Annotated in this window: 22 protein-coding genes and 1 pseudogene; 15 read left to right on the top strand and 8 right to left on the bottom strand. The window is 68.6% G+C overall.

The window, feature by feature from the left end; all coding sequences use genetic code 11:
- Window positions 1-340: 340 nt before the first annotated feature.
- Entirely contained in the window at window positions 341-655 is a 315-nt protein-coding gene (locus tag SCMU_RS05555) for a hypothetical protein (RefSeq protein ID WP_229232037.1), read from the bottom strand.
- 259 nt (window positions 656-914) lie between these two features.
- Between SCMU_RS05555 and SCMU_RS05550 the strand changes: the two genes are divergently transcribed.
- The 10 genes from SCMU_RS05550 to SCMU_RS05505 all read left to right on the top strand — a co-directional run bounded on the left by SCMU_RS05550 (window position 915) and on the right by SCMU_RS05505 (window position 11,616).
- Window positions 915-1,520, top strand: coding sequence for a helix-turn-helix domain-containing protein (locus SCMU_RS05550; RefSeq protein WP_229232036.1), 606 nt, complete (start codon window positions 915-917; stop codon window positions 1,518-1,520).
- Window positions 1,521-1,651: 131 nt separating this feature from the next.
- Window positions 1,652-2,695 (top strand): MFS transporter, encoded by a 1,044-nt coding sequence (locus tag SCMU_RS05545; RefSeq protein ID WP_229232035.1) that lies wholly within the window; start codon window positions 1,652-1,654, stop codon window positions 2,693-2,695.
- 181 nt (window positions 2,696-2,876) lie between these two features.
- Window positions 2,877-3,056 carry a hypothetical protein gene (locus tag SCMU_RS05540; protein ID WP_229232034.1) on the top strand — a complete coding sequence of 60 codons (180 nt, stop codon included), beginning with the start codon at window positions 2,877-2,879 and terminating at the stop codon, window positions 3,054-3,056.
- Window positions 3,057-3,064: 8 nt separating this feature from the next.
- On the top strand, window positions 3,065-4,459 hold the full coding sequence (locus tag SCMU_RS05535) for an FAD-dependent oxidoreductase (RefSeq protein WP_229232033.1): 1,395 nt from the start codon (window positions 3,065-3,067) through the stop codon (window positions 4,457-4,459).
- Window positions 4,460-4,464: 5 nt separating this feature from the next.
- Entirely contained in the window at window positions 4,465-5,724 is a 1,260-nt protein-coding gene (locus SCMU_RS05530) for a CaiB/BaiF CoA transferase family protein (protein ID WP_229232032.1), read from the top strand.
- Complete coding sequence (locus SCMU_RS05525; RefSeq protein WP_229232031.1) at window positions 5,721-6,557, top strand: enoyl-CoA hydratase-related protein; 837 nt, start codon at window positions 5,721-5,723, stop codon at window positions 6,555-6,557. The genes SCMU_RS05530 and SCMU_RS05525 overlap by 4 nt, the downstream gene beginning before the upstream one ends.
- A gap of 9 nt (window positions 6,558-6,566) precedes the next feature.
- Window positions 6,567-7,508, top strand: a complete 942-nt coding sequence (locus SCMU_RS05520; RefSeq protein WP_229232030.1) for a dihydrodipicolinate synthase family protein — start codon at window positions 6,567-6,569, stop codon at window positions 7,506-7,508.
- Entirely contained in the window at window positions 7,508-8,284 is a 777-nt protein-coding gene (locus tag SCMU_RS05515; RefSeq protein WP_229232029.1) for an SDR family oxidoreductase, read from the top strand. Before SCMU_RS05520 ends, SCMU_RS05515 begins: the two co-directional genes overlap by 1 nt.
- A 28-nt stretch (window positions 8,285-8,312) precedes the next feature.
- Window positions 8,313-9,800, top strand: a complete 1,488-nt coding sequence (locus SCMU_RS05510; RefSeq protein WP_229232028.1) for an aldehyde dehydrogenase family protein — start codon at window positions 8,313-8,315, stop codon at window positions 9,798-9,800.
- Window positions 9,801-10,053: 253 nt separating this feature from the next.
- Window positions 10,054-11,616 (top strand): reverse transcriptase domain-containing protein, encoded by a 1,563-nt coding sequence (locus SCMU_RS05505; RefSeq protein WP_229232027.1) that lies wholly within the window; start codon window positions 10,054-10,056, stop codon window positions 11,614-11,616.
- Between the two features lie 150 nt (window positions 11,617-11,766).
- Here SCMU_RS05505 and SCMU_RS05500 read toward each other — a convergent pair whose 3' ends face one another.
- Complete coding sequence (locus SCMU_RS05500; RefSeq protein ID WP_229232026.1) at window positions 11,767-12,213, bottom strand: hypothetical protein; 447 nt, start codon at window positions 12,211-12,213, stop codon at window positions 11,767-11,769.
- Window positions 12,214-12,332: 119 nt separating this feature from the next.
- A complete protein-coding gene (locus SCMU_RS05495; RefSeq protein ID WP_229232025.1) occupies window positions 12,333-12,497 on the bottom strand; it encodes a hypothetical protein in 165 nt (54 codons plus the stop codon).
- A 560-nt stretch (window positions 12,498-13,057) separates the two neighbouring features.
- Between SCMU_RS05495 and SCMU_RS05490 the strand changes: the two genes are divergently transcribed.
- Both SCMU_RS05490 and SCMU_RS05485 read left to right on the top strand, forming a co-directional pair.
- Complete coding sequence (locus SCMU_RS05490) at window positions 13,058-13,387, top strand: nucleotide pyrophosphohydrolase (RefSeq protein WP_229232024.1); 330 nt, start codon at window positions 13,058-13,060, stop codon at window positions 13,385-13,387.
- Entirely contained in the window at window positions 13,374-15,095 is a 1,722-nt protein-coding gene (locus SCMU_RS05485; RefSeq protein WP_229232023.1) for a DUF2075 domain-containing protein, read from the top strand. Before SCMU_RS05490 ends, SCMU_RS05485 begins: the two co-directional genes overlap by 14 nt.
- A gap of 59 nt (window positions 15,096-15,154) precedes the next feature.
- Here SCMU_RS05485 and SCMU_RS05480 read toward each other — a convergent pair whose 3' ends face one another.
- Both SCMU_RS05480 and SCMU_RS05475 read right to left on the bottom strand, forming a co-directional pair.
- Window positions 15,155-15,922 (bottom strand): HpcH/HpaI aldolase family protein, encoded by a 768-nt coding sequence (locus SCMU_RS05480; protein ID WP_229232022.1) that lies wholly within the window; start codon window positions 15,920-15,922, stop codon window positions 15,155-15,157.
- On the bottom strand, window positions 15,922-16,851 hold the full coding sequence (locus SCMU_RS05475; protein WP_229232021.1) for a DUF6282 family protein: 930 nt from the start codon (window positions 16,849-16,851) through the stop codon (window positions 15,922-15,924). Before SCMU_RS05475 ends, SCMU_RS05480 begins: the two co-directional genes overlap by 1 nt.
- 130 nt (window positions 16,852-16,981) lie before the next feature.
- On the opposite strand from SCMU_RS05475, the gene SCMU_RS05470 reads away from it, so the two are divergent.
- Genes SCMU_RS05470 through SCMU_RS05460 form a run of 3 tightly spaced genes read left to right on the top strand, consistent with a single transcriptional unit; the run spans window position 16,982 to window position 19,559 of the window.
- Window positions 16,982-17,395, top strand: coding sequence for a cupin domain-containing protein (locus SCMU_RS05470; RefSeq protein ID WP_229232020.1), 414 nt, complete (start codon window positions 16,982-16,984; stop codon window positions 17,393-17,395).
- A 32-nt stretch (window positions 17,396-17,427) separates the two neighbouring features.
- A complete protein-coding gene (locus tag SCMU_RS05465) occupies window positions 17,428-18,753 on the top strand; it encodes an MFS transporter (RefSeq protein ID WP_229232019.1) in 1,326 nt (441 codons plus the stop codon).
- A gap of 44 nt (window positions 18,754-18,797) precedes the next feature.
- Window positions 18,798-19,559, top strand: a complete 762-nt coding sequence (locus tag SCMU_RS05460) for an IclR family transcriptional regulator (RefSeq protein WP_229232018.1) — start codon at window positions 18,798-18,800, stop codon at window positions 19,557-19,559.
- Window positions 19,560-19,678: 119 nt separating this feature from the next.
- On the opposite strand, the gene SCMU_RS05455 is transcribed toward SCMU_RS05460, so the two are convergent.
- From SCMU_RS05455 to SCMU_RS20955, 3 genes and pseudogenes are all read right to left on the bottom strand, one after another.
- Window positions 19,679-20,881, bottom strand: a complete 1,203-nt coding sequence (locus SCMU_RS05455; protein ID WP_229232017.1) for a Fic family protein — start codon at window positions 20,879-20,881, stop codon at window positions 19,679-19,681.
- Between the two features lie 180 nt (window positions 20,882-21,061).
- Window positions 21,062-21,925 (bottom strand): AAA domain-containing protein, encoded by an 864-nt coding sequence (locus SCMU_RS21230; RefSeq protein WP_503660844.1) that lies wholly within the window; start codon window positions 21,923-21,925, stop codon window positions 21,062-21,064.
- A gap of 331 nt (window positions 21,926-22,256) precedes the next feature.
- Window positions 22,257-23,681 (bottom strand): annotated as a pseudogene (locus SCMU_RS20955) (AAA domain-containing protein); the annotation flags it as partial.
- Window positions 23,682-23,996 lie beyond the last annotated feature (315 nt).

Here is a 23,996-nt window from a genome sequence, read left to right as displayed (position 1 = left end):
GCAGGGGCTCGCCTCGGCGCTTACTGCATCAGGTGGATGCCGAGCGTAGTGGTCGAGGGCGAGGGCTTCCCGAGTCTCGCGATTCCCACCATGCTCCCCACTTCCTGATCCATGCGGCCCGCGCGGCCCGCACACCTCCCCTGTGTGGGCCGCGCTGTCCGCGGACGTCGTTCGACGGCGGCCCCGCGGCTTGTGCGCGGGGCGACCGGGCGCTGTCGTGCGTCCCCGCCACAGGCCGTCAGGACAACAGCGCGCGTCACCATCCCGCGAGCAGGTCCGCGCGCGCGGTGAGGTAGGCGTCCGTGGGCAGGTAGTTGCCGTGGGTCGCGACGGCCGCCATCTAGGAGTCGGGCTCGAGCTCCGAGGCTCGGCGGTCCAGGGCATTGGGAACGGCGGCGTAGGAGAAGACGGGGAACCCGAGGTAGTCGGTGCGGCGCCAGAGATTGATCCAGACCGGCGGCGGGGCTGGCTTCTGGCCGGCCTCACCGGGCTGGCCGGCCTCACCGGGTGCTGGGGGCTCGGCCGCTCCCGCATGCGTGCCGACGAGTGTGCAGAGCGGGGTGGTCCTCTGCAGGGGCGCGGCTCCGACGGGTCCCTTGTCGATGAGGTACCGTCCTCGGGGAAGGCCGCGCGCGGGCCGTGGCAGCGTCGGCACGCGGAGCTGTGGGTCGAGGACCCGCGGCCCACCCGCGCGGCGCCGACGCGCCTCACCGGCGAGGAGGGCGGCTCTATGCCGCGCTGACCGACGGCGATCTGGTCCCGGACGGGTGGGCCGGCGTGCGTACCGCGGCGGCCTACCGATCGCATCCGGCCGACCCTGAGTGAAGAAATTCAGGAAAATAAAGACAAACCCTTGATCCACTGAAGATCTTCACTATAGTTGTGTGAGTCAGGTCACCACAGGAGAGGCAGAGATGACCACCGAGAGCATCCCCGGCGCCCCTGCGGCCACGAGCGCACTGCTGGCATCCGTCGGCACCAAGGTCCGCTCCCGCCGCAAGGAGCTCGGCATGACCCTCGCGCAGCTCTCCGACGCCACCGGCCTCAGCCAGGCGATCGTCAGCCAGATCGAGCGCGGTCTGGCCAACCCCTCCTTCACCACCCTGGCGCAGCTGGCGCACGGGCTCGACATCCCCGTCGGGCGGTTCTTCGCAGGACAGGCCGACGGCGTGTCCCCCGTGGTCAGGAAGTCCGAGCGGCGGAACCTCAAGGGAGTCACCCGCGAGTCCGTGGGCGAGGCAGTCCATGAACTGCTCACCCCGAGCCTCAACGGCGCCCTCGAGGTGCAGTGGATCGTCACCCCGCCGGGCCACGATACGAGCGCCACCCCCTTCCACCACAGCGGCGAGGAGTTCTGCCTCGTCATCTCGGGCCGGAAGGACGTCTACCTCGACGGAGTCCGCTACAGCCTCAGTGAGGGCGACTCCATCACCTACAACTCCGAGATCCCCCACTGGTACGCCAACAGCTACGAAGAGCCCTGCGTAGCGATCTGGGTCAGCGCCCCCCGCGCGTGGTAGCCCCTCAGGCGCCCTCGGCACAGCCGGGCACGCCGCCGGCAGGCTGACCCCCTTCCACACCTGTCTTTCGCACCGCCCCGCGATGCGTCATACCCTCGCGCGCCCTGTAGCGGCGCAGCAAAGGACCCCCCATGATCGACAATGTGGTCACCGCCGACCCCTCGACCTCCCGCCGCTTCACCCCCGAAGTCCGCCGAGGACTCCTCGGACTCGGCCTCGGCAACGCCCTGGAATGGTACGACTGGATGGTCTTCGGCCTCCTCTCGGCCTATATCGGGCCCAGCTTCTTCCCCTCCCACGATCCGCTCTCGGCGACGCTGAACACCCTCGCGGTCTTCGCCGTCGGCTTCGCGTTCCGCCCCCTCGGCGGCGTGCTCCTGGGCACGTTCGCGGACCGGATCGGGCGCCGCCGGATCATGCTCCTCTCGATCATGCTCATGGCCGCCACGACGCTGCTCGTCGCGGTGACCCCGAGCTACGCGGTGATCGGCCAGTGGTCCGGCATCATCCTCGTCGCCTCCCGCATCATCCAGGGCATCTCCACAGGCATCGAGGCCCCGCTGTCCACCTCCCACGCGGTGGAGCTGGCTCCCGAGGGCCGCGAGGGCATGGTCGCCGGCCTCATGAGCTTCTACGTCAACCTCGGCATCCTCATGGCCTCCCTCGTGAGCTTCCTGTGCAGCCTCACGATCGGCGGCGCCGCGATGAGCACCTGGGGCTGGCGCGTCCCGTTCGTCATCGGCGCGCTGTTCGGCCTCGTGGTCCTCTACCTCCGCCGCTCCCTGCCCGAGACCCTGCAGCCCGAGGAGATGGCCACCAGTTCCACCGCCGGCGTCTGGACCGGAATCCGCAAGCACTGGCTCGCCGTCCTCGCCATCATCTTCGTGGTCGGCGCCGCCCAGGCCTACAACTACGCCTGGAACACCGGCCTGCCCACCGCCGCCCGCAGCAACTTCAAGGAGGACCCCACCGCGGTCTTCGCGCTCACGACGGCGCTCGGCGCCATCCTCGTGATCGGCAGCTGGGTCGTGGGCAAGCTGACGGACGGCAAGGCGATGTCCGCTGGTTCGTGGTCACCGCCTGCTCGCGATCCCTCGTCTTCCTCATGCGCCTCGTCCAGCCGGCCTCGCGCTTCCGCGTGCTCCTGGGCGCTCGATCGTCTGGTGCTGACATGACATCTACCGGGCACTGTGCAAGGCGCATGTCCCGCGTGGTCTGGTCACCGCCTGCTCGCGATCCTCGGTCCTCTGCGCTCTACGTCCGCCGGCCTCGGCCTCGCCCGCTCCTCGCTCGTCCCTGCTGACCATCTACACGTGGTCAGCACCTCCCTGATGCCCAAGGCATCCGCGCACCGGCGTGGCCCTCGGCTACGCATCGGCGTGGCCCTCTTCGCGCACCGCCTCCTACCTGCTCGTCTGGTTCCAGTCCCTGCATGCCGACTGGATCTTCCCCACATACGTGGCCGTCCTCTCGGCCCTCAGCGTCCTCTTCTACGTCCTCGCCCGCCGCTCCTCCGGCCTCTACGTCGGCAAGTAAGGAACCCCATGCACCCCCACGATCTGCGCGTCCATCCCACCGAGCTCACGGCCCCCGTGGTCAACCGCTCCCAGGTCCTCGTGGTCGGCGGCGGCCCCGCCGGCGTCGCCGCGGCCGTCACCGCCGCCCGCTCCGGCGCCTCCGTCACCCTCCTCGAGCGCTACTCCTACCTCGGCGGCCTGGCCTCCGGCGGCATGGTCCTCGTCCTGGACGACATGATCAACGGCTCCGAGATCACCGTCACCGGCATCGTCTCCGAGTACGTCGAGCGCCTGCAGGCCCTGGGCCTCGCCGTGGTCCCGCCGGCCGAGGACCGGAAGGCCTCGCAGGAGCTGTGGAACCGGTGGGGCCGCTTCGGCACCTTCGACTTCCACTCCCACGCGACCCCCAAGCCCATCTGCTACGCCGCAGCGTTCGATCCCGACGGCTGGAAGCGCGTCTCCAACGACCTGGTCCGCGAGGCCGGCGTGACCCTGCGCCTCCACTCCTGGTTCTCCCGCCCCATCGTCGAGGACGGCGTCATGAAGGGCGTGGTCGCCGAGACCAAGTCCGGCCCCCAGGCCTACCTCGCGGACATCGTCATCGACACGACCGGGGACATCGACGTGGCCTCCCGCGCCGGCGCCGCCCACGCCCACGACTCCTACATCACCACCCTCGTGTTCCGCCTCGGCGGCGTGGACACCGCGGAGGCCGAGCGCTTCGAGCAGGAGAACCCCAAGGAGGCCCGCGCCATCAACCGCAAGATCAAGCGCCTCCTCGGCGGCGCGTGGGAGCTGTGGTGGCTCAAGACCCCGCTCGAGGGCGTGGTGTGGTGCAACGCCCCGCACATGTCCGGTTACGACGGCGTCAACCCGGCCGACCTCACCGAGGCCGAGTTCGCCGCCCGCGACCGCATCACCGAGGCCGTGGCCTACGTCAAGGAGCACCTCCCCGGCTTCGCCGGCGCCTACATCCTGGACGCCGCCCCGCAGATGGGCGTCCGCCAGACCCGCCTGCTCCAGGGCGAGTACGTCATGACCAAGGAGGACGTGGTCTCCCGCCGCCACTTCCAGGACTCGGTGGCCCGCGGCCGCGACTACTACTACCCCTACCGATCCCTCCTCCCCCGCGAGGTGGACCAGCTCCTCGTCGCCGGCCGGCACTACTCGGCCACCCCGGAGGCGCAGAAGATGTCCCGCGAGATCCCGCCGTGCATGGCCATGGGCCAGGCCGTAGGCGTCGCCGCGGCCCTCGCCGCCGAGAACGGCCTCCTCGTCCGCGACGTGGACGCGGCGGACATCCAGGCCGGGATGCGCCGCCACGGCGCCGACCCGGGCGACGTCCCCGCCGCGAACGCGACGGTCGACGCCGGCTCCCTCACCCCCGCGTCCGCCGCGGCTCTCGCGGGGGTCGGAGCATGAGCGCCGTGGCCGAGAAGCTCGCCGAGGCGCTGGCCGCGACCCACAGCCCTGCCGCAGCCGAGGCGCCCGAGGCGGGCACCGGCGTCGTGCCTCCCCTGCACGGGATCAAGGTGGTGGACTTCACCCAGGTGTTCATGGGCCCCAGCGCCACCCAGCTGCTGGGCGACTACGGCGCGGACGTGATCAAGATCGAGCGGCCGGGCGCCGGGGACATCTCCCGCAACTCGTTCCCGGACCCGGACGGCCAAGACAACCCGATCTTCCTGGCGATCAACCGCAACAAGCGCAGCATCAGCGTGGACACCCGCACCGAGGAGGGCCGGGCGGTGATCGGCCGGCTGATCGCGGACGCGGACGTGGTGGTCAGCAACTTCCGCGCCGGCGTCATGGAGCGCATGGGGTTCGGCTACGAGGAGCTGCGCCGCACCAACCCGGGCCTGATCTGGGCCTCCGGCACGGGCTTCGGTACCGAGGGACCATACTCGCACAAGGGCGGCCAGGACGCGATCGCACAGGCCTACTCGGGCGTGATGTGGCGGCGCGACCGCGAGGACCTGCCGCCCTCGATCTACCCGACCACGCTGTGCGACTACATCACCGGCATGCACCTGCTCCAGGGCATCCTGCTCGCCCTGCGCACCCGCGAGGCCACCGGCACCGGACAGAAGGTCGAGGTGACGATGTACGACTCGATGCTGCACCTGCAGATGCAGGAGGCGTGCATGCAGCTCAACCGCGGCTACGAGGTCAACTGGGGCGCCATGCCGCTCAGCGGAGTCTTCGAGACCACGGACGGGGCGGTGTGCCTAGTGGGCGGCTTCACGAAGGACCCGCTCCTGCACATCTCCCGCGCCCTGGGCCTGGACGAGGACCTCACGCAGCGGCCCGAGTTCACGGACCTGCCCCGGCAGTTCGAGAACAAGCCCGCGCTGCAGGCGATCTTCCGCGAGCGCTTCGCGACCCGGCCCACCGCGTACTGGACGGACCGGCTCGAGGAGGAGGGGCTGCTCAACGCCCCCGTGTTCACGCTCGAGCAGACCCTCGCGGACGAGCAGACCCGGGTCAACGGCATGATCGTCGAGGCCGAGCACCCCACCGCCGGCACCGTGCGCATGCTCAACGCCCCCATCCGCCTCTCGGAGACCCCCGCGACCGTGCGCCGCGCCGCCCCGCGGCTCGGCGAGCACAACGCCGAGGTGCTGCGCGAGAACGGCTTCGACGAGGAGACCATCGGGCGCCTGGCCGAGCTGGGGGTGCTGCGATGAGCGCGGCTCCGGCTCCCGAGGCTCCGGCCCCCGAGGTCAGCGAGGCGGCGCACGACGGCGCGCGGCTGGCTGTGCGCGACGGCGTCGCCTGGGTGGTGATCGACCGCCCGCACGTGCTCAACGCCGTGGACGGCCCCACCACCGCCCGGCTGAACGAGATCTGGGCGCAGATCGAGGCCGACCGGTCGCTGCGCGCCGTGGTCATCACCGGCGCCGGCGAGCGCGCGTTCTGCGTCGGGGCGGACATGTCCGCCGCCGGCGTGGACAAGACCGGGCTCGAGTACTGGGCGGACCTGGACCCGAACGGGTTCGGCGGGCTGAGCCTGCGCGCCACGCTGGACATCCCGGTGATCGCCCGCGTCAACGGGTACGCGCTCGGCGGCGGGATGGAGATGGTCCTGGGCGCGGACATCGTCGTCGCCGCAGAGGGCGCGCAGTTCGGGCTCACCGAGCCGCGCGTGGGCCGCCTCGCCCTGGACGGCGGCATCCACCAGCTCGTGCGCCGCGTCCCGTACACGCAGGCCATGTCCCTCCTGCTCACCGGGCGCAAGGCCAAGGCCGCGGAGATGGCCGCGATGGGGCTCGTGAACGAGGTGGTCCCGGCCGCCGAGCTGGACGCCGCGGTGGAGCGGTGGCTGGACATGATCCGCGCCTGCGCCCCCACCTCGGTGCGGGCCGTGAAGCAGATGGTCTCCCGCACCGCGCACCTGAGCGCGGCCGAGGCCCGGGCCATGCGCCTGCCGGCCCTCATGGAGGCCCTGGACAGCAAGGATTCGGCCGAGGGGGTGCTCGCCTTCCAGGAGAAGCGCGCGCCCGTGTGGCCGGGGAACTAGGAGAAGAGCATGACGCAGCATCTCGAGCGCGGCGTGTGGGGCGTGGTCCCCACGCCGTTCGCCGGCAGCGCCCTGGACGTGGACGCGGACAGCCTCGCCCAGCTCGCGGAGCACTACGAGGCCGTGGGCGCCGTGGGCCTGACCCTGCTCGGCGTCTTCGGCGAGGCCGCCTCGCTCGGCATCGCGGAGAAGGCCCTCGTGCTCGAGACCGCCGCGGAGGTGACGTCCCTGCCGATCGTCGCCGGCGTCACGGCCCTGGGCACGCGCCCGGCGATCGACGAGGTCCTCGCCGCCCAGGCGGCCCTCGGGGGCCGGCTCGCGGCGGTCATGGTGCAGGCCAACACGGCCAGCCCGGGCGTGCTCGCCGCACACCTCGAGGGCATCCACCGCGCCACCGGGGCCGCGATCGTGCTGCAGGACTACCCGGCCGCGAGCGGGGTGAGCGTGCCCGCGGCGGCGATAGCCGACGTGGTGCGCCGGTGCCCGTTCATCGCGGCGGTGAAGGCGGAGGCGCCGCCCACGGCGCTGAACATCGCCCGGCTCTCCGGTGCCGCGGTGCCCGTGTTCGGCGGGCTCGGCGGGCAGGGGCTGCTGGACGAGCTCGCCGCCGGCGCCGCCGGGGCCATGACCGGGTTCTCGGTGCCGGAGGCGCTCGTCGCCGCCGTCCGGGCCGCGGAGCGCGGCGGGCCGGAGGCGGCCCGCGCCGTCTTCGCGCCGTTCCTGCCGCTCGTGAACTTCGAGCAGCAGCCCCGGATCGCGCTCGCGCTGCGCAAGGAGCTGTTCCGGCGGCGCGGCCTCATCGCGGACGCCTCGGTGCGCCCGCCCGCCGCGCCGTTCCCGGCCGAGCTCGCCGGTGTGCTGGCCGGCGAGCTCGCCGCCGCGCTTGGGGAGCTCGGGCGTTTGATGGCCACTGTTTCGACTGCCGGCACGGCCTCGACGGAAGGACGCTGATGGACCTCGGAATCTCGGACCGCACCGCGTTCGTCGCGGCGTCCACGGGCGGGCTCGGCCTCGCGGTCGCGCGGGCCCTCGCCGCCGAGGGCGTGCGCGTGGCCATCACCGGCCGGCGCAGGGACCGGGCCGAGCGGATCGCCGCGGAGCTGCCCGGCGCCGTCGCCGTCGCCGCCGACTTCACGTGCCCCGAGGGCGCGGTCTCGGCCGTGGACCGGGCCGAGGAGGCGCTCGGGGCGCCGGTGGACATCGCGGTGCTCAACGGCCCAGGGCCCAAGCCCGGCGCCGCGGCGGCGATGGGCGCGGACGAGCTCGCGAGCGCGTTCGACCTCCTGGTCCGCCCGCAGCACGCCCTCGTGACCCGGGTGCTGCCCGGCATGCGCAAGCGCCGCTGGGGCCGGGTCCTGGCCGTCGGGTCCAGCGGCGTGACCGCTCCCCTGCCCAACCTCGCCGTCTCCAACACCGGCCGGGCCGCCCTCGCCGGGTACCTCAAGACGCTCGCGGCCGAGGTGGCGCTGGACGCCGTGACCGTGAACCTCCTGCTGCCCGGGCGCATCGCCACGGACCGCGTGGCCGAGCTGGACGCGGCCGCGGCCAAGCGCCGCGGCCTCGCCGTCGAGGACGTGCAGCTCGAGTCGCGCAAGACCATCCCCGCGCGCCGCTACGGCACGCCCGAGGAGTTCGGCGCCGCCGCCGCGTTCCTGTGCGGCGCGCCCGCCTCGTACATCACCGGCGTCGCGCTGCGGTGCGACGGCGGCCTTATCCGCAGCCTCTGACCTGACTTCCCTCCCCGAAGGAGCCCCCATGACCACCCTCGCCACAGACCACAGCGCCACCGAAGCCGAGAGCGCGGGCCGCGAGCCCGGCGTCGCCCGCCACCTCATAGACGGCGCCTGGACCGGCACCCCGACCACAGAGCGCACCAACCCCGCCCGCCCCGGCCAGGTGGTGGCCCTCTCCCCCGCCGGCACCGCCGACGACGCGGACGCCGCCGTCGCCGCGGCCGTGCGCGCCCAGCCCGCCTGGGCGGCGCTGCCCGCCCCGGCCCGCGGCGCGATCCTGCTCAAGGCCGCGACCCTGCTCGAGGAGCGCGCCGGGGAGGTGGCCGCGGACCTCGTGCGCGAGGAGGGCAAGACCCTGGCCGAGGCCGGCGGCGAGGTCAAGCGCGCCGCGGACGTGCTGCGCTTCTTCGGCTCGCTCGGCTGGGCCCCGTCCGGGGACGTGCTGCCCTCCGGCACCCCGGGCACCACGATCACCACCCGGCGGGAGCCGATGGGAGTCTTCGCGCTCATCACCCCGTGGAACTTCCCCATCGCGATCCCGGCGTGGAAGGCCGCGCCCGCCCTCATCTCCGGCAACGCCGTGGTGCTCAAGCCGGCCGAGCTCACCCCGCTGTCCGCGACGCACCTGGCCCGGGCCCTCACGGACGCCGGGCTGCCGGACGGGGTGTTCAACGTGGTCCACGGCCGCGGCCGGGTAGTGGGCGAGGCGCTGGCCCGCGACGAGCGCGTGGCCGGGCTGTCCTTCACCGGGTCCACGGCCGTGGGCCTGCACCTCAAGGGCATCCTGGACGGGCGCCGGGCCCGGGTGCAGCTCGAGATGGGCGGGAAGAACGCCGTGCTCGTGCTCGACGACGCGGACCCGGAGGCGGCCGCCGCGGTGGTCGCGGCCGGGGCGTTCGGGCTCACCGGGCAGGCGTGCACGGCGACCTCGCGCGTGTACGCCACCCCGGGGGTGCGGGAGGCGTTCACCGCCGCGCTCGTGCGGCTCGCCGGCGGGTACGCGCCCGGGGACGGGCTCGACGGGGCGCGGATGGGTGCCGTGGTGAGCGAGGCGCAGTTCGCGCAGGACGCCGACGCCGTGCGCGGCGCCGTCTCGCGTGGCGCTGTCTTGCTGGCCGGGACGCATGACGCCGACCCCGTCGGCGGGCTCTTCTTCCCGCCGGCCGTGCTGGCCGGGATGGCGGCGGACGACCCGATCGTGACCGAGGAGGTGTTCGGGCCGGTGGTCGCCGTGCTCGAGGTGGCGGACTACGGGGCCGGGCTCGCGGCCGTGAACGCGTCGCGGTACGGGCTCACGGCCGGGATCTGCACCGACTCGCTGGCGCTGGCGACGGACTTCGCGGCGCGGGCCCAGGCCGGTGTGGTGAAGGTCAACCGCCCCACGTCCGGACTGGACCTCAATGTCCCGTTCGGCGGGGTGAAGGACTCCTCGACGAACACGTTCCGTGAGCAGGGGCGGAGTGCGGTGGAGTTCTACACGTGGGGTAAGACGGTTTATCTGGGGGTTTAGAGTGGGCCCTTGCCAGCTGGCCGCGGTCCGCACCATCGGCAACACCGTGTTGCCCTGCGCACGGCCCGGCTTTTACAACGTCCATCTATTCGCTTCTGACGTAGTACGATAACAGGGCCCAGCAGGGCTGGGGAGGCTTGGTGCCAGGTTTGGCGCGTTGAGCGCTTGGGGCGATACTGCCGAACAGTTTCGCTGCGGGTAGCGTATTTTCTTTCCTGGCCCAGCCGCCTCCACACGGACAGGAGGCTGGCCCATGCGCCCGGAACTAACAGTCGAGGTGCTGGAAGCGGAGTGCCGTCGCCTCATCCAGAAACATGAGCGCTATTGCCGAGAGCTCAGAAGTGAGGACGTCCGGCGCAACCGCCGCTCGACCACAAAATCCTTAGGCACCATCAGGCGCCCCGACTACTGGAGCGCCGACGACGGCTTCAACCCGTACGTTGTGCGCTCGCGGGCGAAGACCATCGTGCGCGCGGTGAACCTCGCGATTCGGAAGGACGACTACCACCCGAAACCACCGATTGCTCACCGCATCCCGAAGGCCGATGGGGAATTTAGGACCGTGTCCGTCTTCCAAATAGCCGACACTCTAATTTCGCGCGAGGTGTATGCAAGCCTCCTACAAAAAAACCGCGCGCTAATGAGCTCCCGCTCGTACGCTTATCGCGGTGATCTCAGCACTCACGATGCCATCCAGTATATTTGCGGCGAGTTCTCGACTTCCGAACGGATTTTCGTTGCAGAATACGACTTCAAGAAGTTCTTCGATTCAATTTCGCATGATCACATCTGGAGGGTACTTGACTCGCATCCCTTCTTAGTAAGTGTGCATGAGAAAAGAATCCTTGAGAGCCTTCTTGCCGCCCCACTCCAGCCTACAGGCCGATACGAAAGTCAGGCGCAGATCGATCCATCGAAACCACGGAGAGGACTGCCCCAAGGAACTGCAGCTTCGCTTTTCTTGGCGAACGCTGCGGCATTCGACTTGGACCGCGCCCTCGAGCGGCTAGGCGTCGGATTTGCTCGCTACGCGGACGACACCCTCATCTGGTCTCGGGACTACAGTCAAATATGCGAAGCGGTGAACGCACTCAAAAATTCCAGTGAACAAATGGGGTCTGCCCTGAACCCCAAGAAGTCACCCGGAATCCGACTATTTGTACCAAGCGGAGAACGCTCCGAAATTCAGAGCACCGAGTCAATCAATTTTGTTGGATACCGTTTTTCTAGGGGCAAGGTAGGTCTCCGCGATGGGGTGATCGCCCGAATGAAGAACCGCGTCCAAGACCTCATTTGGATGAATCTCCTAAGGGATGCCCGCGCGGGGACGTTGCGCGATGTCCGCGTCGCGCCGTCGGTCGACCGGGACTACGTGGTCTTAATCATGCAGCTACGACGGTATCTCTACGGCAACTTGACCGAGGATCGCGTTCGCGAACTTGAGCGCGGGGAAGTTAAAAGAGTTCGCTTTCCTGGAATCATGTCCTACTTCCCTTTAGCAGACGATCAGGAGCAGCTGAAGGCGTTCGATGGCTGGCTGGCCTCGACCGTCCATCGAGCCCTCTCGAAGCGCGCTGTATATATACGCTCGGGAGGAGTTATGTGCCTGCCCAATCCCCACGGACTAACTCGATCCGAGCTCCTCTCTGCGGAGGGGCGCACAAGCGACGGCGAACGAATCGACCTTCGGTTGCCTTCCATCACTCGTTTTGCTGGAGTGATGAATCGCGCCGCAAAGGAATTTGGACCAAATTCTATCGGGCGCGGAGCCGGCACAGAGGAATATCAGTATGCCTTCGAGCGCAACGTTCGATAGCTTGAGTTTTGGTGATTGTGCGACCACGCTTACAGCGGTCTGGGCCGCCCATCAAAGGCCAATCTTGATTCGTCAGGCGTGGAACGAATTCTTGGTGGATGCTCACCCATGCATTCTGACTCGGTGTTTGGCAGCTGTATTGTCGTTTGCCTATTTGGCTATAGGGTCAACCTGCTGTTTGTTGAGAAAATGAATATGGTCGATATCGACGGGAACAATGAATGGGATTCCTCGACGATCGTTCTGAAGCACTCCAACGACAAGCACGCTGCCGCCGGCCAAATCCGCCCAGGGGCCGAACCGTGCGCTCACCTCTTGATGGATCCCGGCTCCTCTAATGAGAACATACGGAGGGTGCGGAAGTTCCGCGTGGACGAGCCGCACAAACGTTACATCATCAGTCTGAGCCCCACCGAAGCTCGAGATGTCGCCGAAGTAGGCGATCGCCGTATTCTTCTCATTTAGTCCGAGAGTTGCGAAGCGACGGAAGTATCGTTTTGCTTCGATCTTCGCGCTCTCCTTCTCGCCGCCCACCAGCCGAGAACTTTCTGACAGGTTGGCGTTCAAGAGAAGTTGATGGATATCACTCAAGCGCATGGAGGCCGCCTTAGCCGCCCTATCTGCCGTCCCCGGGTTTCCGGGGCTACTCAGCGCAGATCGCGTGCCACCGGCGTGTTGGGGGAGACCGAGCTTGATAGTGATAGATTCCGCTAGGTTCAGTTCAGATGAATGTGCACCTGTCGAAGGAGCATCGATTTCGCCATCGCGTGACCGGCGATCACATGCGTTTCGATGCTTGCTTCGGAAGCAGGCGCTGCGGCCGTGCCGGCTCGGTTGAACGAAAACAGCCCGTTCGCCGCAGCTGCACTGAAATCCGGCATCTCGCATGAGTCTGAGCTGCTCTGCGCTAAGTTGTACTAGTTGCGTTGCATCAACGAGGGTGCCCTCGCAAAACGCAGTCTTCATCAATACCCCCCCCAATTGGCACGGAACGGTCACAAGACCTTAGTTATCGCCGTTCCGATGCATGGTCGACGACACCAGCTTAAGGCAGCAGTGAGAGGCTTCGCGGACCACCCCACGCCCGGCAGTCGGTACACCGACCTGGGGGCAGCCGACCGATAAGGCACTGCGCGGTCCATCAACACGCCGCAGACGGCAGTCTCGACGACTTGATGCGCAGGCTAGTAGGCGGAAGATGGCACTGCGTTTCGGCTCGACCGGTTTCCCCTGAGGCTAGTTCATCCCGAGTGATAAACTGTTATCCGCCCTTGCCGGCGAGGCTGCACCCACGCAGACCTGAATCGGCTCGACAGCAATCGCCGCTCATCGCGAGATAATGGAGCTGCCCCAGTGCGGCTCCCCCAAAGTGTCCCTTGGAAGGGTTGCGTAAGCGGGGCTGCCAAGCGGGTCTGCGGGAGCGCTCTGATAGCGTAGCGGCGTGCGTAACGACCGGCTTGAGCGCCTCTTGCAGGTTCTTCGAGATTTCGTGTGTGAACGAGATTGGGGCCAGTTTCACTCCCCTGAGAATCTCGCAAAGAGTGTATCCGTCGAAGCCGGTGAGCTACTCGAGTGCTTCCAGTGGGGCCAGCCGCAAGACATCGCAGCCGTTCGCCACGAACTGGCGGATGTACTGACCTATTGCCTGCTCCTAGCCGATAGGCTGGAGCTTGATCCGTATGACATCGTGCTGGAGAAGCTCGAGATCACTCGGGCGAAGTACCCGGTCGAACGTTCCCGGGGGCGGAGTACCAAGCATGACCAGCTTTAGGATCGAGCGCCTCGCGCTCGACAGCGAGTCGGTCAAGGTGTGGGCAGATGGGGACGCGCGCCATCGGAACTGGCCGGTGGTCTACACGCTGAACAACGACAGCAGCATATACATCGGCGAGTCGCTGAATGCAGCAACTCGCATGACCCAGCACATCGCCAACGGGCGTGGCGGCCTGCATGCCGTTCGAGTGATTGTAGATGACCGTTTCAACAAGTCGGCGTGCCTCGATCTCGAGTCATACCTCATCCGGTTCTTCGCCGGCGACGGCAGATTCACGGTGGAGAACCGCAACGAAGGCATCACCGATGCAGATTACTACGACCGAGGTCAGTACCAGCAGACGTTCGACCAAGTCTTCGAGACCCTCCGCAAGGAGGGAATGTTCAGCCAGACGATTCCTCAGATCGTCAACAGCGACCTCTTCAAGCTCTCTCCCTTCAAGGCGCTGACGCAAGACCAGGCGGGGGCAGTCAACGACATCTTGGAGGGCCTTTTCGAGGATCTCGAGAACCGTCGATCGAGCACCATCGTCATCCAAGGTGACCCGGGCACGGGCAAAACCATCGTTGCGATCTACCTCATGAAGCTGCTCACCGACATCCGATCTCACCACAACGAAGACGTCGTCGAGAGTGACTCGATCTTCGCCCAGTACTTTCTGGAAGGGTACCCGGACCTGCTCCGCGACTTCCGCGTGGCGCTCGTAGTCCCTCAGCAGTCCCTGCGCCAATCGATCCAAAACGTCTTCGCCAAGACGCCCGGCCTCACGAAAGACATGGTCCTTTCGCAGTTCGACGTCGGCTTCAGCGAAACACCATACGACCTGCTGATCGTCGACGAGGCTCACAGACTTTCGCAGCGTGCGAACCAGTCCTCGGGTGTGCGCAACAGGGATTTCCAGACGATCAACGAGCGCCTGTTCGGGTCGGACGACGATGCCCTGACCCAGCTCGATTGGATCAAGAAGCAGAGCAACCATCAGATCTTCCTGGTCGATGCCGCCCAAAGTGTTCGTCCCGCCGACCTGCCCAAAGAGCGCATGAAATCTCTGCTCTCAGAGGCGAAGGACGACCACCGCCTGTACCCGCTGCTGACCCAGATGCGCCTTCAGGCTGGTGAGGACTACGTAACCTACGTCCGGTCGATGCTCACTGATTCTGCGCCCCAGCCTCAGGGGTTCGGCGAGTACGAGTTCGCGCTCTACGACGACCTGACGGCCATGCTCACGAGGATCCGTGAGAAGGAGCATGAGTCCAAGCTGGCGAGACTCGTCGCCGGTTATGCGTGGCCCTGGGTGAGCAAGAAGAACCCGAAGGCGTACGACATAGAGGTCGACGGTTGCAGGCTCCGCTGGAACTCGACGGACCGCGACTGGATCAACTCCCCGAAGTCGGTCAGCGAAGTCGGATCAATCCACACCGTGCAGGGGTACGACCTCAATTACGCGGGCGTCATCATCGGGCCGGAACTGACGTACGACCCCGCACTGCGGCGTATCGTGGCGGACCGAAGCAACTATCACGACAAGAAGGGCAAGGAGAACAATCCCCGGCTCGGCATCGTGTATTCGGACGAGCAACTACTGGAGTACATCGTCAATATTTATGGCGTTCTGCTCACGCGCGGAATGCTCGGCACGTACGTCTATGTCTGCGACCCCACGCTTCGCGCATATCTGAGTCGGTTCATCCCCCGTGCCGTGTGACGTCGGTGCCCGGCCCGCACGAGCCGGGCACCCGCCGTCGTCCGAGATTTCGGCCTCGCTCAACCACCGGCTGCCTGCAGCAACCCGCTGAACTGCCTCGCCCCGCCCGCGAGCATCGTCAGGTCCGAGCCGGCGACGATGTAGCGGTAGCCGCGCGCCACGGCGTCGGCCGCGGCCTCCGCCGAGCCGGCGAAGATGCCCATCGGAACCCCGCGCGCCGCAGCGGCCGCCTCGATCGCCTCCGCGGCGGCCCGCATCGGCGCCGAGTCTTGCTCCCCCGGAGTGCCGAGGTCCACGGAGAGGTCCACGGGCCCGATGAACGCCACGTCCAGGGCGGCCATGGCGGCGTCGATCCCGTCGGCGTAGTCGGCGGTCTCGAACTGCCCCACCGCCAGCACCGTGGAGTTGGACCGCTCGAAGTGCCCGGCCAGGGTCACGCCCATCCCGTAGTCCGCCGCCGGCTGCGCGAGTGAGACGGACCGGGTCCCCAGCGGCGGGTACGAGACGAGCTTCCGCAGCTCCCCCGCCGCCGGCCCCGAACCGCGGGCGAGCTGGATCCCGGCGGCGCCGGCCTCGAGCAGGCGGTTGATGTCGCCCCGGTCCAGCGCGGGGACCCGGACGAGGACCGGAAGGCCGCGCGCCCGGCCGGCCCGCACGACGTCGCATGCCTCCCCGACCGACATCTGCGAGTGCTCGTAGTCGCAGACCAGGAAGTCGAAGCCGGAGAGGGCCAGGATGTCCACGATCTCGAACCGCGGGATCTTCAGGAACGTGCCGAGGACGGGGCGCTCGGCCATGAGGCCGCGCAGGGAGGTTGGGAGGGACATCAGATCCCCAGCAGGTCGGCGGGGTTGTCCGCGATGAGCCGGCGCACGTCCTCCTTGGACACGCCCGCGTCCAGCAGGCCGCGGACCATGCGCGCGTAGGCGTCCACCGGCAGCGGGTTGTTCGCCTGGCCCAGGTCCGAGCCGAGGAGGGTGTTCTCCACACCGGCGGCCTTGACGAAGCCCAGCAGGGTGTCGAGGCCCCACTGGTAGAACGAGGTGCGGTCGTCGTACTGGCAGATCGAGTGTTCGATCCGCGCCCCGAGGCCCACCCAGCGGCGCACCCGCTCGGGCTCGGCGCCGATCACGAAGTTCGGGTGGTTCACGAGGATCCGCTTGATGCCCATGGAGGAGGCCTGCTCGATGAGCCGCTCGGTCTGGTCGGCGTCGAGGTGGCCGCAGGACATGATCGCGTCGTGGGCCTTGATCACCTCGAGGATGTCGAGGACCTCGGGCTTGAGCGCGCCCTCGGCGTCGAGGATGCCGATCTCGGTGGTGTGGCGCAGTCCCAGGTTGTTGGTGGGGAAGCGCATGTTCTGGCCCTCGGCCTCGTGCACGCAGATGTGGGCGTGCGAGGAGATGGTGGGGAACCAGACCATCCGGCCGCCCTGGGCGAGCGCGAGCTCGGCCGCGTAGGGGTTGAGGCCGCCCACGTAGTTGTTCAGCGCCACGCCGGAGACCACCGGGATCGGCAGCCCGCCGAGCGCCTCGGACGCCGCGCGGATGTCCGTGACCATCGAGTGGTGGTGGCTCTTGACCAGGATCGCCCGGAACCCGGCCTCGTGCGCCTGCCACGCGGCCTCGGCGATGGGCAGCCGGCGCGGGAACGGCGAGGGGCTGGGGTGGACGTGGAGGTCGACTGCGCCGTCCAGGATCGCGGCGACCTCCGGGTCGTCGATGGTGACGGACTCATGGTCTGCGGGCTTCAGCATCGTTGCTGTCCTTCCGTGGGGTTCTGCCCTTGGGGGGCATTGACAGTGACCGTGATCACGATGCTACGCTCGTTCCACATTGCGCACAAGCTGTTCCGAAAAACGGAACACAAGGTCAAAGGAGATCGCGGTGTCCCTCAACGAATCGCTCTACTCGGAGGTCGTCAGCTTCGACGACGTCCCGCTCGAAGTCGCCCGCCCGGGCATCACCCGCAAGGCCTACGCCACGGACGAGGTCATGATCGTGTGGAACACCGTGGAGAAGGGCCTCGAGCTCCGCCCCCACTCGCACGAGGACTTCGACCAGCTCGTCTTCATCCTCGAGGGCGAGGCCGACTACTACGTGGACGGCGTGGCCCACCGCATGGGCCCGCGCGACCTCATGCTCGTCGAGCGCGGCAAGGAGCACTACATCGACGTGACCTCCGGCCCGTGCGTAAACATCGACATCTTTGTCCCGCCGCGCGCCGACTACGCCCACCTCACCGCGTGGGTGGCCAACCTGTGCGCCAAGGAGCCCCTCACGCTGGGCGGCCAGCGGTGACCGCGCACGCCACGCACCGCCACACTGGCACTGTGGGCACTGCAGCATCCGGGCACGAGCGCCGCGCGGTGGTCGGCGCGAGCGCCGGCTTCTTCATCGACATGTTCGACATCTACCTGCCGGTGATCGCGCTCGCCCCGGCGATGGCCTTCTTCACCCCCGGCTCGATCGACGCGGGCACGACGGCGATCCTCGGCGGCCTCGTCTTCGCCTCCACGCTCGTGGCGCGCCCGCTCGGGTCGGTGATCTTCGGCTGGCTCGGGGACAAGGTGGGGCGCAAGAAGGCGACGGTCACCGCCGTCGCCGGCGCTGGCGTGGCAACCGGGCTCATCGCGGCCCTGCCGGGCTACCAGTCGGTGGGGATCGCGGGCGTGGTAGCACTGATCGTGCTGCGGTTCATCGGCGGGGTGTTCCTCGGCGGCGAGTACACCGGCGCCGTCCCGCTCGCGATGGAGCACTCGGCCAAGCGCAACCGCGGCCGCAACGCGGGCCTCATCGCGCTCGGGTTCCCGTCCTCCTACGTGGTCATCTCGGCGCTGACGCTGCTCGTGCTCACCTTCGCACCGGCCGGCAGCCCGGCGTCGGCCTACTCGCAGTGGGGCTGGCGGATCGCGTTCATCGTCGGCGCCGTCATCTCGATCGGCTTCGCGGTCGCCTACGCCCGCGGCGTCGAGGAGAGCCCGGCCTGGGAGAACACCACTGCCAAGCGGGTCAACCCCTTCAAGGAGCTCGTGGCCGGGCACAATTGGAAGCCGCTCGCGCAGGCCTTCCTGCTCATGACCGGCGTCTGGTTCTCCTCCAACGCCTCGATCGTGATCCTCCCGCCGACCATCGCCCCCACCACGGGCCTCAGCGCGGTGCAGACCTCGACGCTGATGATCATCGCGTTCGCCGTCGTCTCCGTGGCGTACCCGCTGTTCGGGATGCTCTCGCAGCGGATCGGACGCCGCACGTTCTTCGTCCTCTGCGGGGTCGGCTCGCTGCTGGCGATCCCGCTGTTCGTGGTCTTCGCCTCCGGCGCGGTCAAGGGCTTCTGGGCCGCGACCGTCGCGGTCACGGCGATCGCGCTCCTCGGCATCCCGGCCTTCGGGGCGATCGGGGCGTACATGTCCGAGCGGTTCCCCGTGGAGATCCGGGCGACCGGCTACGGCGTCGGCTACTCCCTGGCCCTCATCATCCCCTCGTTCTACGCCTTCTACATGGCCGCCCTCGCAGGGCTCATGCCGCTCAAGCTCACGCCCACCGTGCTGCTCGCCGTCGGCGGGATCTGCCTCATCGTCGGCGCGCTGTGGGGACCCGAGACCAAGGATCGCGACCTCGCCGAGCACACGATCGCCGTCGAGCGTCGTCAGCCGTGACGGCAGCGCCAGTGCGGGCCGGCGCACGGGCTAGAGTGTGGGCTATGCCAACGGAGAGGGACGACGCCGCGCCGGCCGGCGGCCTGCAGGTGGTGAGCCGCAGCGCGCAGATCCTGCGGATGTTCGGCTCCGACCGCACCGAGGTGCGCATCAACGACGTCGCCGAGGAGCTGGGGATCGGGCGGACCTCCGCCCACCGCTACCTCCAGTCCCTCGCCTCCGAGGGCTTCCTGCAGCGGATCAACGACAACGACTACCGGCCCGGGCCCCTCATCATGGGCATCGCCGCCTCGATGCTCACCGGGCCCAAGATCGTCGACGTCGCCGAGCCCCTCCTCGCCACGCTCGCCGAGCGCACCGGCCAGACCGCGGTGCTCGGGCTCTGGACGGGCTCGAGTGCCGTGGCCGTCGCCTCCAAGGAGCCGGCCGGGAAGTCCGTGAACATGACGGTGCGGATCGGGGCCCCGCTCGGCCCCCAGTCCGCCCAGGGGCTCGCGTTCCTCGCGTGGGGCTCGCCCGTCGTGCGCGAGCGGGCCCTCGCCAAGCTCGGCGCCGCGCGCGGCGAGGTGGAGCGGCAGCTTGCCGATGCTGTTGGCGCCGGGTTCTCCGTGAGCGAGGCCGTCATCGACGGTGTTGCTGCGGTCGCCGCGCCGGTGTTCGACGCCGGCGGGAACGTCATCGCGACGCTCGCCCTCGTCGCCCCGGTCGGGGTCCTGGACACCTCGGCTGCCGGGCCGCACATCACCGATCTGAAGGCCTCCGCGGCTGCGCTGTCGGGGCTGCTCGGGGCGTCGACGGCGGCGTAGGGCTGGGTGGCGTAGATCTCCGGCCTGGCGACGACGATGGCTTTCACCCCGGCGCCGCCGGTGAGGTCAAGCACGACGGCGACCACTCGCCGTCGTGCGCTCCCTGCGTCACAGCCCGCTCAGTCGGCGCGGCCGGGGCGACCTGCGCGCTGAGCGAACGCGTCCAGAGCGCCGAGAACCTCCTCGGAGCGCCAGTTCCGCCCCATCTTGTGCTTGTCCACGCCAGCGACGACACCGGATTCCTCCAGCAGGCCCATGATGCGCCAGACGGTATTGCGGGCAAGCCCGAGCTCGGCCTCGACGAGCCGAGAGGTCAGCACAGGCTGGCGCTGCAGCAGGTCCATCACCTTCCACACCGCGTTGTCCGAGCGCGCGCTGACCAGCCCGCTCCACCGCTCCCGCGCCCGGGCGATGTCCGCCGCGAGCTGGCGTCCGTTCTCGATCGCCCGGAACGCCGCCGCGGAACCCATCCGCACGATCAGGTCCGGGGCGCCAGCGCGGTAGGCGTCCAAAGCCTGGTGGTAAGCGCGGACATTGACCAGCAGACCCGCGGAGATCGGCACGGTCACATTCCTCGTCAGGCCCTTCCCACGCAGAATCGCCTGCAGGAGGGCGCGCCCCGTTCGGCCGTTGCCGTCGGCGAACGGGTGGATGGCCTCGAACTGGGCGTGCGCGAGCATGGCGTGTCCGAGCACTTGAATGTCATTGCGCCGCACAAAGCGGACGAGGTCGTCGATGAGGCCGGGCACACGCTCGAACCGGGGTGCAACATAGTCCGCACCGACCGGGTTCGTTGCACTGGTACCGATCCACACCGGCTCGCGCCGCCACTTCCCGGCCTCGCTCGGGTCGGAGTGGGCCATGAGGGTCCGATGCATCTCCAAGATGCTCTCGGCGGTGGTGCCCTCGGCCGCGGCGAGGGCGGCCTTCATCGCCGAGACATTGTCCACCACCAAGATCGCGTTGCGCTTGGACGTGTCGCCGAGCTCGGCCATGGCAACACTGCGGGCGCTGGCGGAGACGTTCTCGATCATCGACGAGGACACCGACTCGGTGCGCAGCAGCACCGACGCGAACGGCGCCAAGCCAGCCCCGAGCTCGGTGTCGAACTCCCGCACCGCGACCGCGGCATCCTCGAGCTCTGCGGCAAGGTCACCGGGCGGGGTGTAGGACGCTCTTCCGATGAGGGCGGGGACGGCGGCGCTGTACCGCTCCACGTGCTCTCCGAGTGCAGCCCGCGGGCCGTACTCGTACCGGCGGGTCCATTCAAGGGTCTCGGCTCCGACGGGTGGCCATCCCGTGACGCCGCTGTCCTGTCTCATGGTGATCTCCTCCGAGGTGGGCATCATCGGGGCTCTCGTTCCAAGTCTAAGCATAGTTGGAACAGAATTTGTTTTATTGTTCCAACTATCCACACACTTGGGACATCCGCTGCTTTCAGTGTTCCGTCTATAAACGCCACATCGTCGAGGCTGTCGTCGTCGACCGGACGCCGCAGCCGGCTACCGCGCGCCGTCGTGCATCACGGCGAACGCGGCATCCAGCGCATTCCTGATCCGTTCCTCCTCGCCGCTGCCGGTCGTGGAGAGCCGCAGCAGGGGCAGCCCGATCGCGGCCAGGACCCCGTCCTTGAGCCCGTCCCTCGCCAGCTGGACGGGATTGTCGTCGTGGAACGCGAAACCGTCCACCTCAATCGCCAGGACCGGGGCACGGGTGAGCCGGTTGTAGACCACGATGTCGAGCGAGGACGCCCGGCGCACGAATCCCGCCTGATCAGCGCTTAGCCCGGCGCCGCTGGGTACGAGGTGGCGCAGGAGCACCTGGGGAACCGCCTTGAGTCCCCGGTACGGCTCCTCCTCGAGGATGCCGTGCAGCACCGTCCAGGCGATGTCCTCCGACCGTTGCCCGAGATGCCCTGCCACCCGGGCCGCGAGCGGCCGGAGGCGCGCGGCGAAGCTGCTGTAGAGCAGGTCGAATACAGACACGATGCGGCTGTCAACGAGCTGAGCCGGGTCCTGATACTGGATGTAACCCATGAGATCGCGCAGGTTCCTGCTGGTCGGCAGCATCCGGTGATCGGTGACGAGGATGAAGAGCTCCCTCGCGCGAGAAACGGCCACGTTCACCAGGCGGGCATCGTCGACGAACCTCACGCCGCTTCGGCCGGCCGCTGTGTCGTCGAGGACGGCGCTCATGATGACGGCGCGCTTCTCGCGGCCCTGGTACCGATGAACCGTGTCTGCCTCGATGTCCATGAGGTCTGCAGCCGAGCGCAGGCGGCCATGCAGCTCCGTGAGCTGGCGCCGGTACGGCGTCGTGATCCCGATCTCCGCCGGGAGAATGCCGGTGCAGTGCGTGGAGATCACCTCCGTCGATGATGGCGTCAACCTCTCGCCGGTTGACCCGGCCGCCGTCGCGGAACTGCCTCATGTGGTTCCCCTGGGCCGTCCTCACGACCATCATCGGCCGCGGCCGTCGCGGGCCCTGAGTGAGTGGGATGAGCTGGCCGTCGTAGAACTTCCCGTTGCAGAACCCGATGATGGCCGGATCGCAGCGGTAATGCTCGCGGAGCATCGTGACTGGCAGGGCGTCTCCGTAGAGCTGCCGGAGCGAAGACATGATGCTGTGCGTGCGGTAGTCGTACGACGGCGCTGGCGGCACCTCGTCTGCGCCGGGGCGCCCTCCGACGATGGGTGGCAGCTGACGCTGATCGCCGACGACCACGAGGCGGCGGCATGAGGCCATCGCGAGCGCCGAGGTCAGCAGGTCGGCCTGGGAGGCCTCGTCGATGATCAGGCAGTCGAGCAGGTTGTCCTCGCCGATGCTGCGGCGGAGGGAGTGGCACGTGCTCATGATGACGGGGTAGTCGGCGGTGAAAGTGCGGAAGCCGGCCCGGATCGCGTCGGGACGGTAGTGGACGCGCCCGCGCGAGCCGTAGCGCCGGCGGAGGGCCGAGCGTAGGAGGCGCTCCGATAGGAGCCGGTGGTCGGCGAGCATGCCGGCGAGGCCGCCGTCCTCCACCCGGCGTTCGTGGTCCGCGATGTCCCGGTCCAGTTCAGCGATGCGGCGGTCGTAGAACGCCGCCTGGACGCGCAGCGTCAGGTCGGTGTCCCCCAGCGCGGCACCGCCCAGCGACCCGTACTTGAGCCGGCGTGCGATGCTCCGCAGCCAACGGAACCGCTTGGGCCGCGTGCCTTCGAGAGCCGCGTCGACGAGGAAGTCGACGAGTGTCTGTGAGGACCGGCCGAGCAGGGGCACGGGACCGCCGTCGACGACGTCCTGACTCCGAAGGAACTCGAGGAAATGCTCGCGTTCCAGACCGAAGGCGTCGCGCTCCTGCCGGAGCGCCGCGAGGTTCCATTCGGCCCGCTGCGCGGTGGTGAGCCGGTCGGCGAGCGCCCGGATCTCTGCCGGGTCCGCGGCGTCGTCCGTCGATTCGGCGAGCATCTCGCCGATCGCATGGTTGCGGTCTGCCTGGCCCTTGAAGAACTTCTCCCGCTTCTCGGCGCGCCCCAGATCCGCGACGACATAGCCGATGCCCCTCGCTGCCAGCTTGTCCCGAACGTTCTCGACGGCGGCGTTGTTGGACGCGACGACACCGACCGACGCGCCGGGACTCGCGATCAGCGTGGCGATGAGGTTCAGGATCGTCTGCGTCTTGCCGGTCCCGGGCGGACCCTCGATCACCGAGATGGGGAAGCGCAGCGCCTTATCCACGGCCGCCCGTTGGCTGAGGTTGGAGGAGAACGGGGCGATCGGAACGGCGTCGAGCTCGACAGGGTCAAGCGGCTTCCCCGTGAGATACCGGGCGAGCACGCTGTCCGGATGCACGGTCGTGAGGCGGTCATACTCGCGCTGGAGGGGGTCGGGGCCCTGCGGCCCCGGGGGAAGGGCGGCGACGATGGACCGCCAGTAGGCGAGAACGCGCGCCGCCAGTGGTGCCTGCTCGACGCCTTCCTCAATGCGCAGCTCGTGCTCGGGGTACAGGCGGTGCAGCTCCGTCTCCCCGCGCCGCTCGAAGATCCGCACCCAGGCGCCTGAGGGTCCGCTGAAGCGGTAGGCCGCTCGGGGGTCCGGGATGCCCCGGCCAACAGCCTCTACCCACGCGCCCTCGAGGCTCATCGAGGCCGGTCGCTCGAGAACCAGGACCTTCTGCGGGCCATAGCGGTACGTCCTGGTTCCGCTCACGAACCTGACGAGAAGGTGCCGGCCCTCCCAATGGTAAGAGTCGACCTCGGCGGTCTTGTCCTGCCAGTCGCCCCCGTCCCCTGACCGGACGAGGAGCGCCTCGGCGCGCGGATCGATCATGCCCACCCCCCTGAGTACGCCCCGAGCCTATCGCCGCAACCGGCGGCGCTGGATGTCACGGGGCTCCAAGCCAACAGCTCAGCCTCCCGGCCCGCCGTCGCGCGCCCCCGCTGTCTGTGGTTGAGTCGC

Origin of the sequence: Sinomonas cyclohexanicum, from assembly GCF_020886775.1 — a bacterium.
Lineage (GTDB): Bacteria > Actinomycetota > Actinomycetes > Actinomycetales > Micrococcaceae > Sinomonas > Sinomonas cyclohexanicum.
This window is presented reverse-complemented; position numbering and strand designations above follow the sequence as displayed.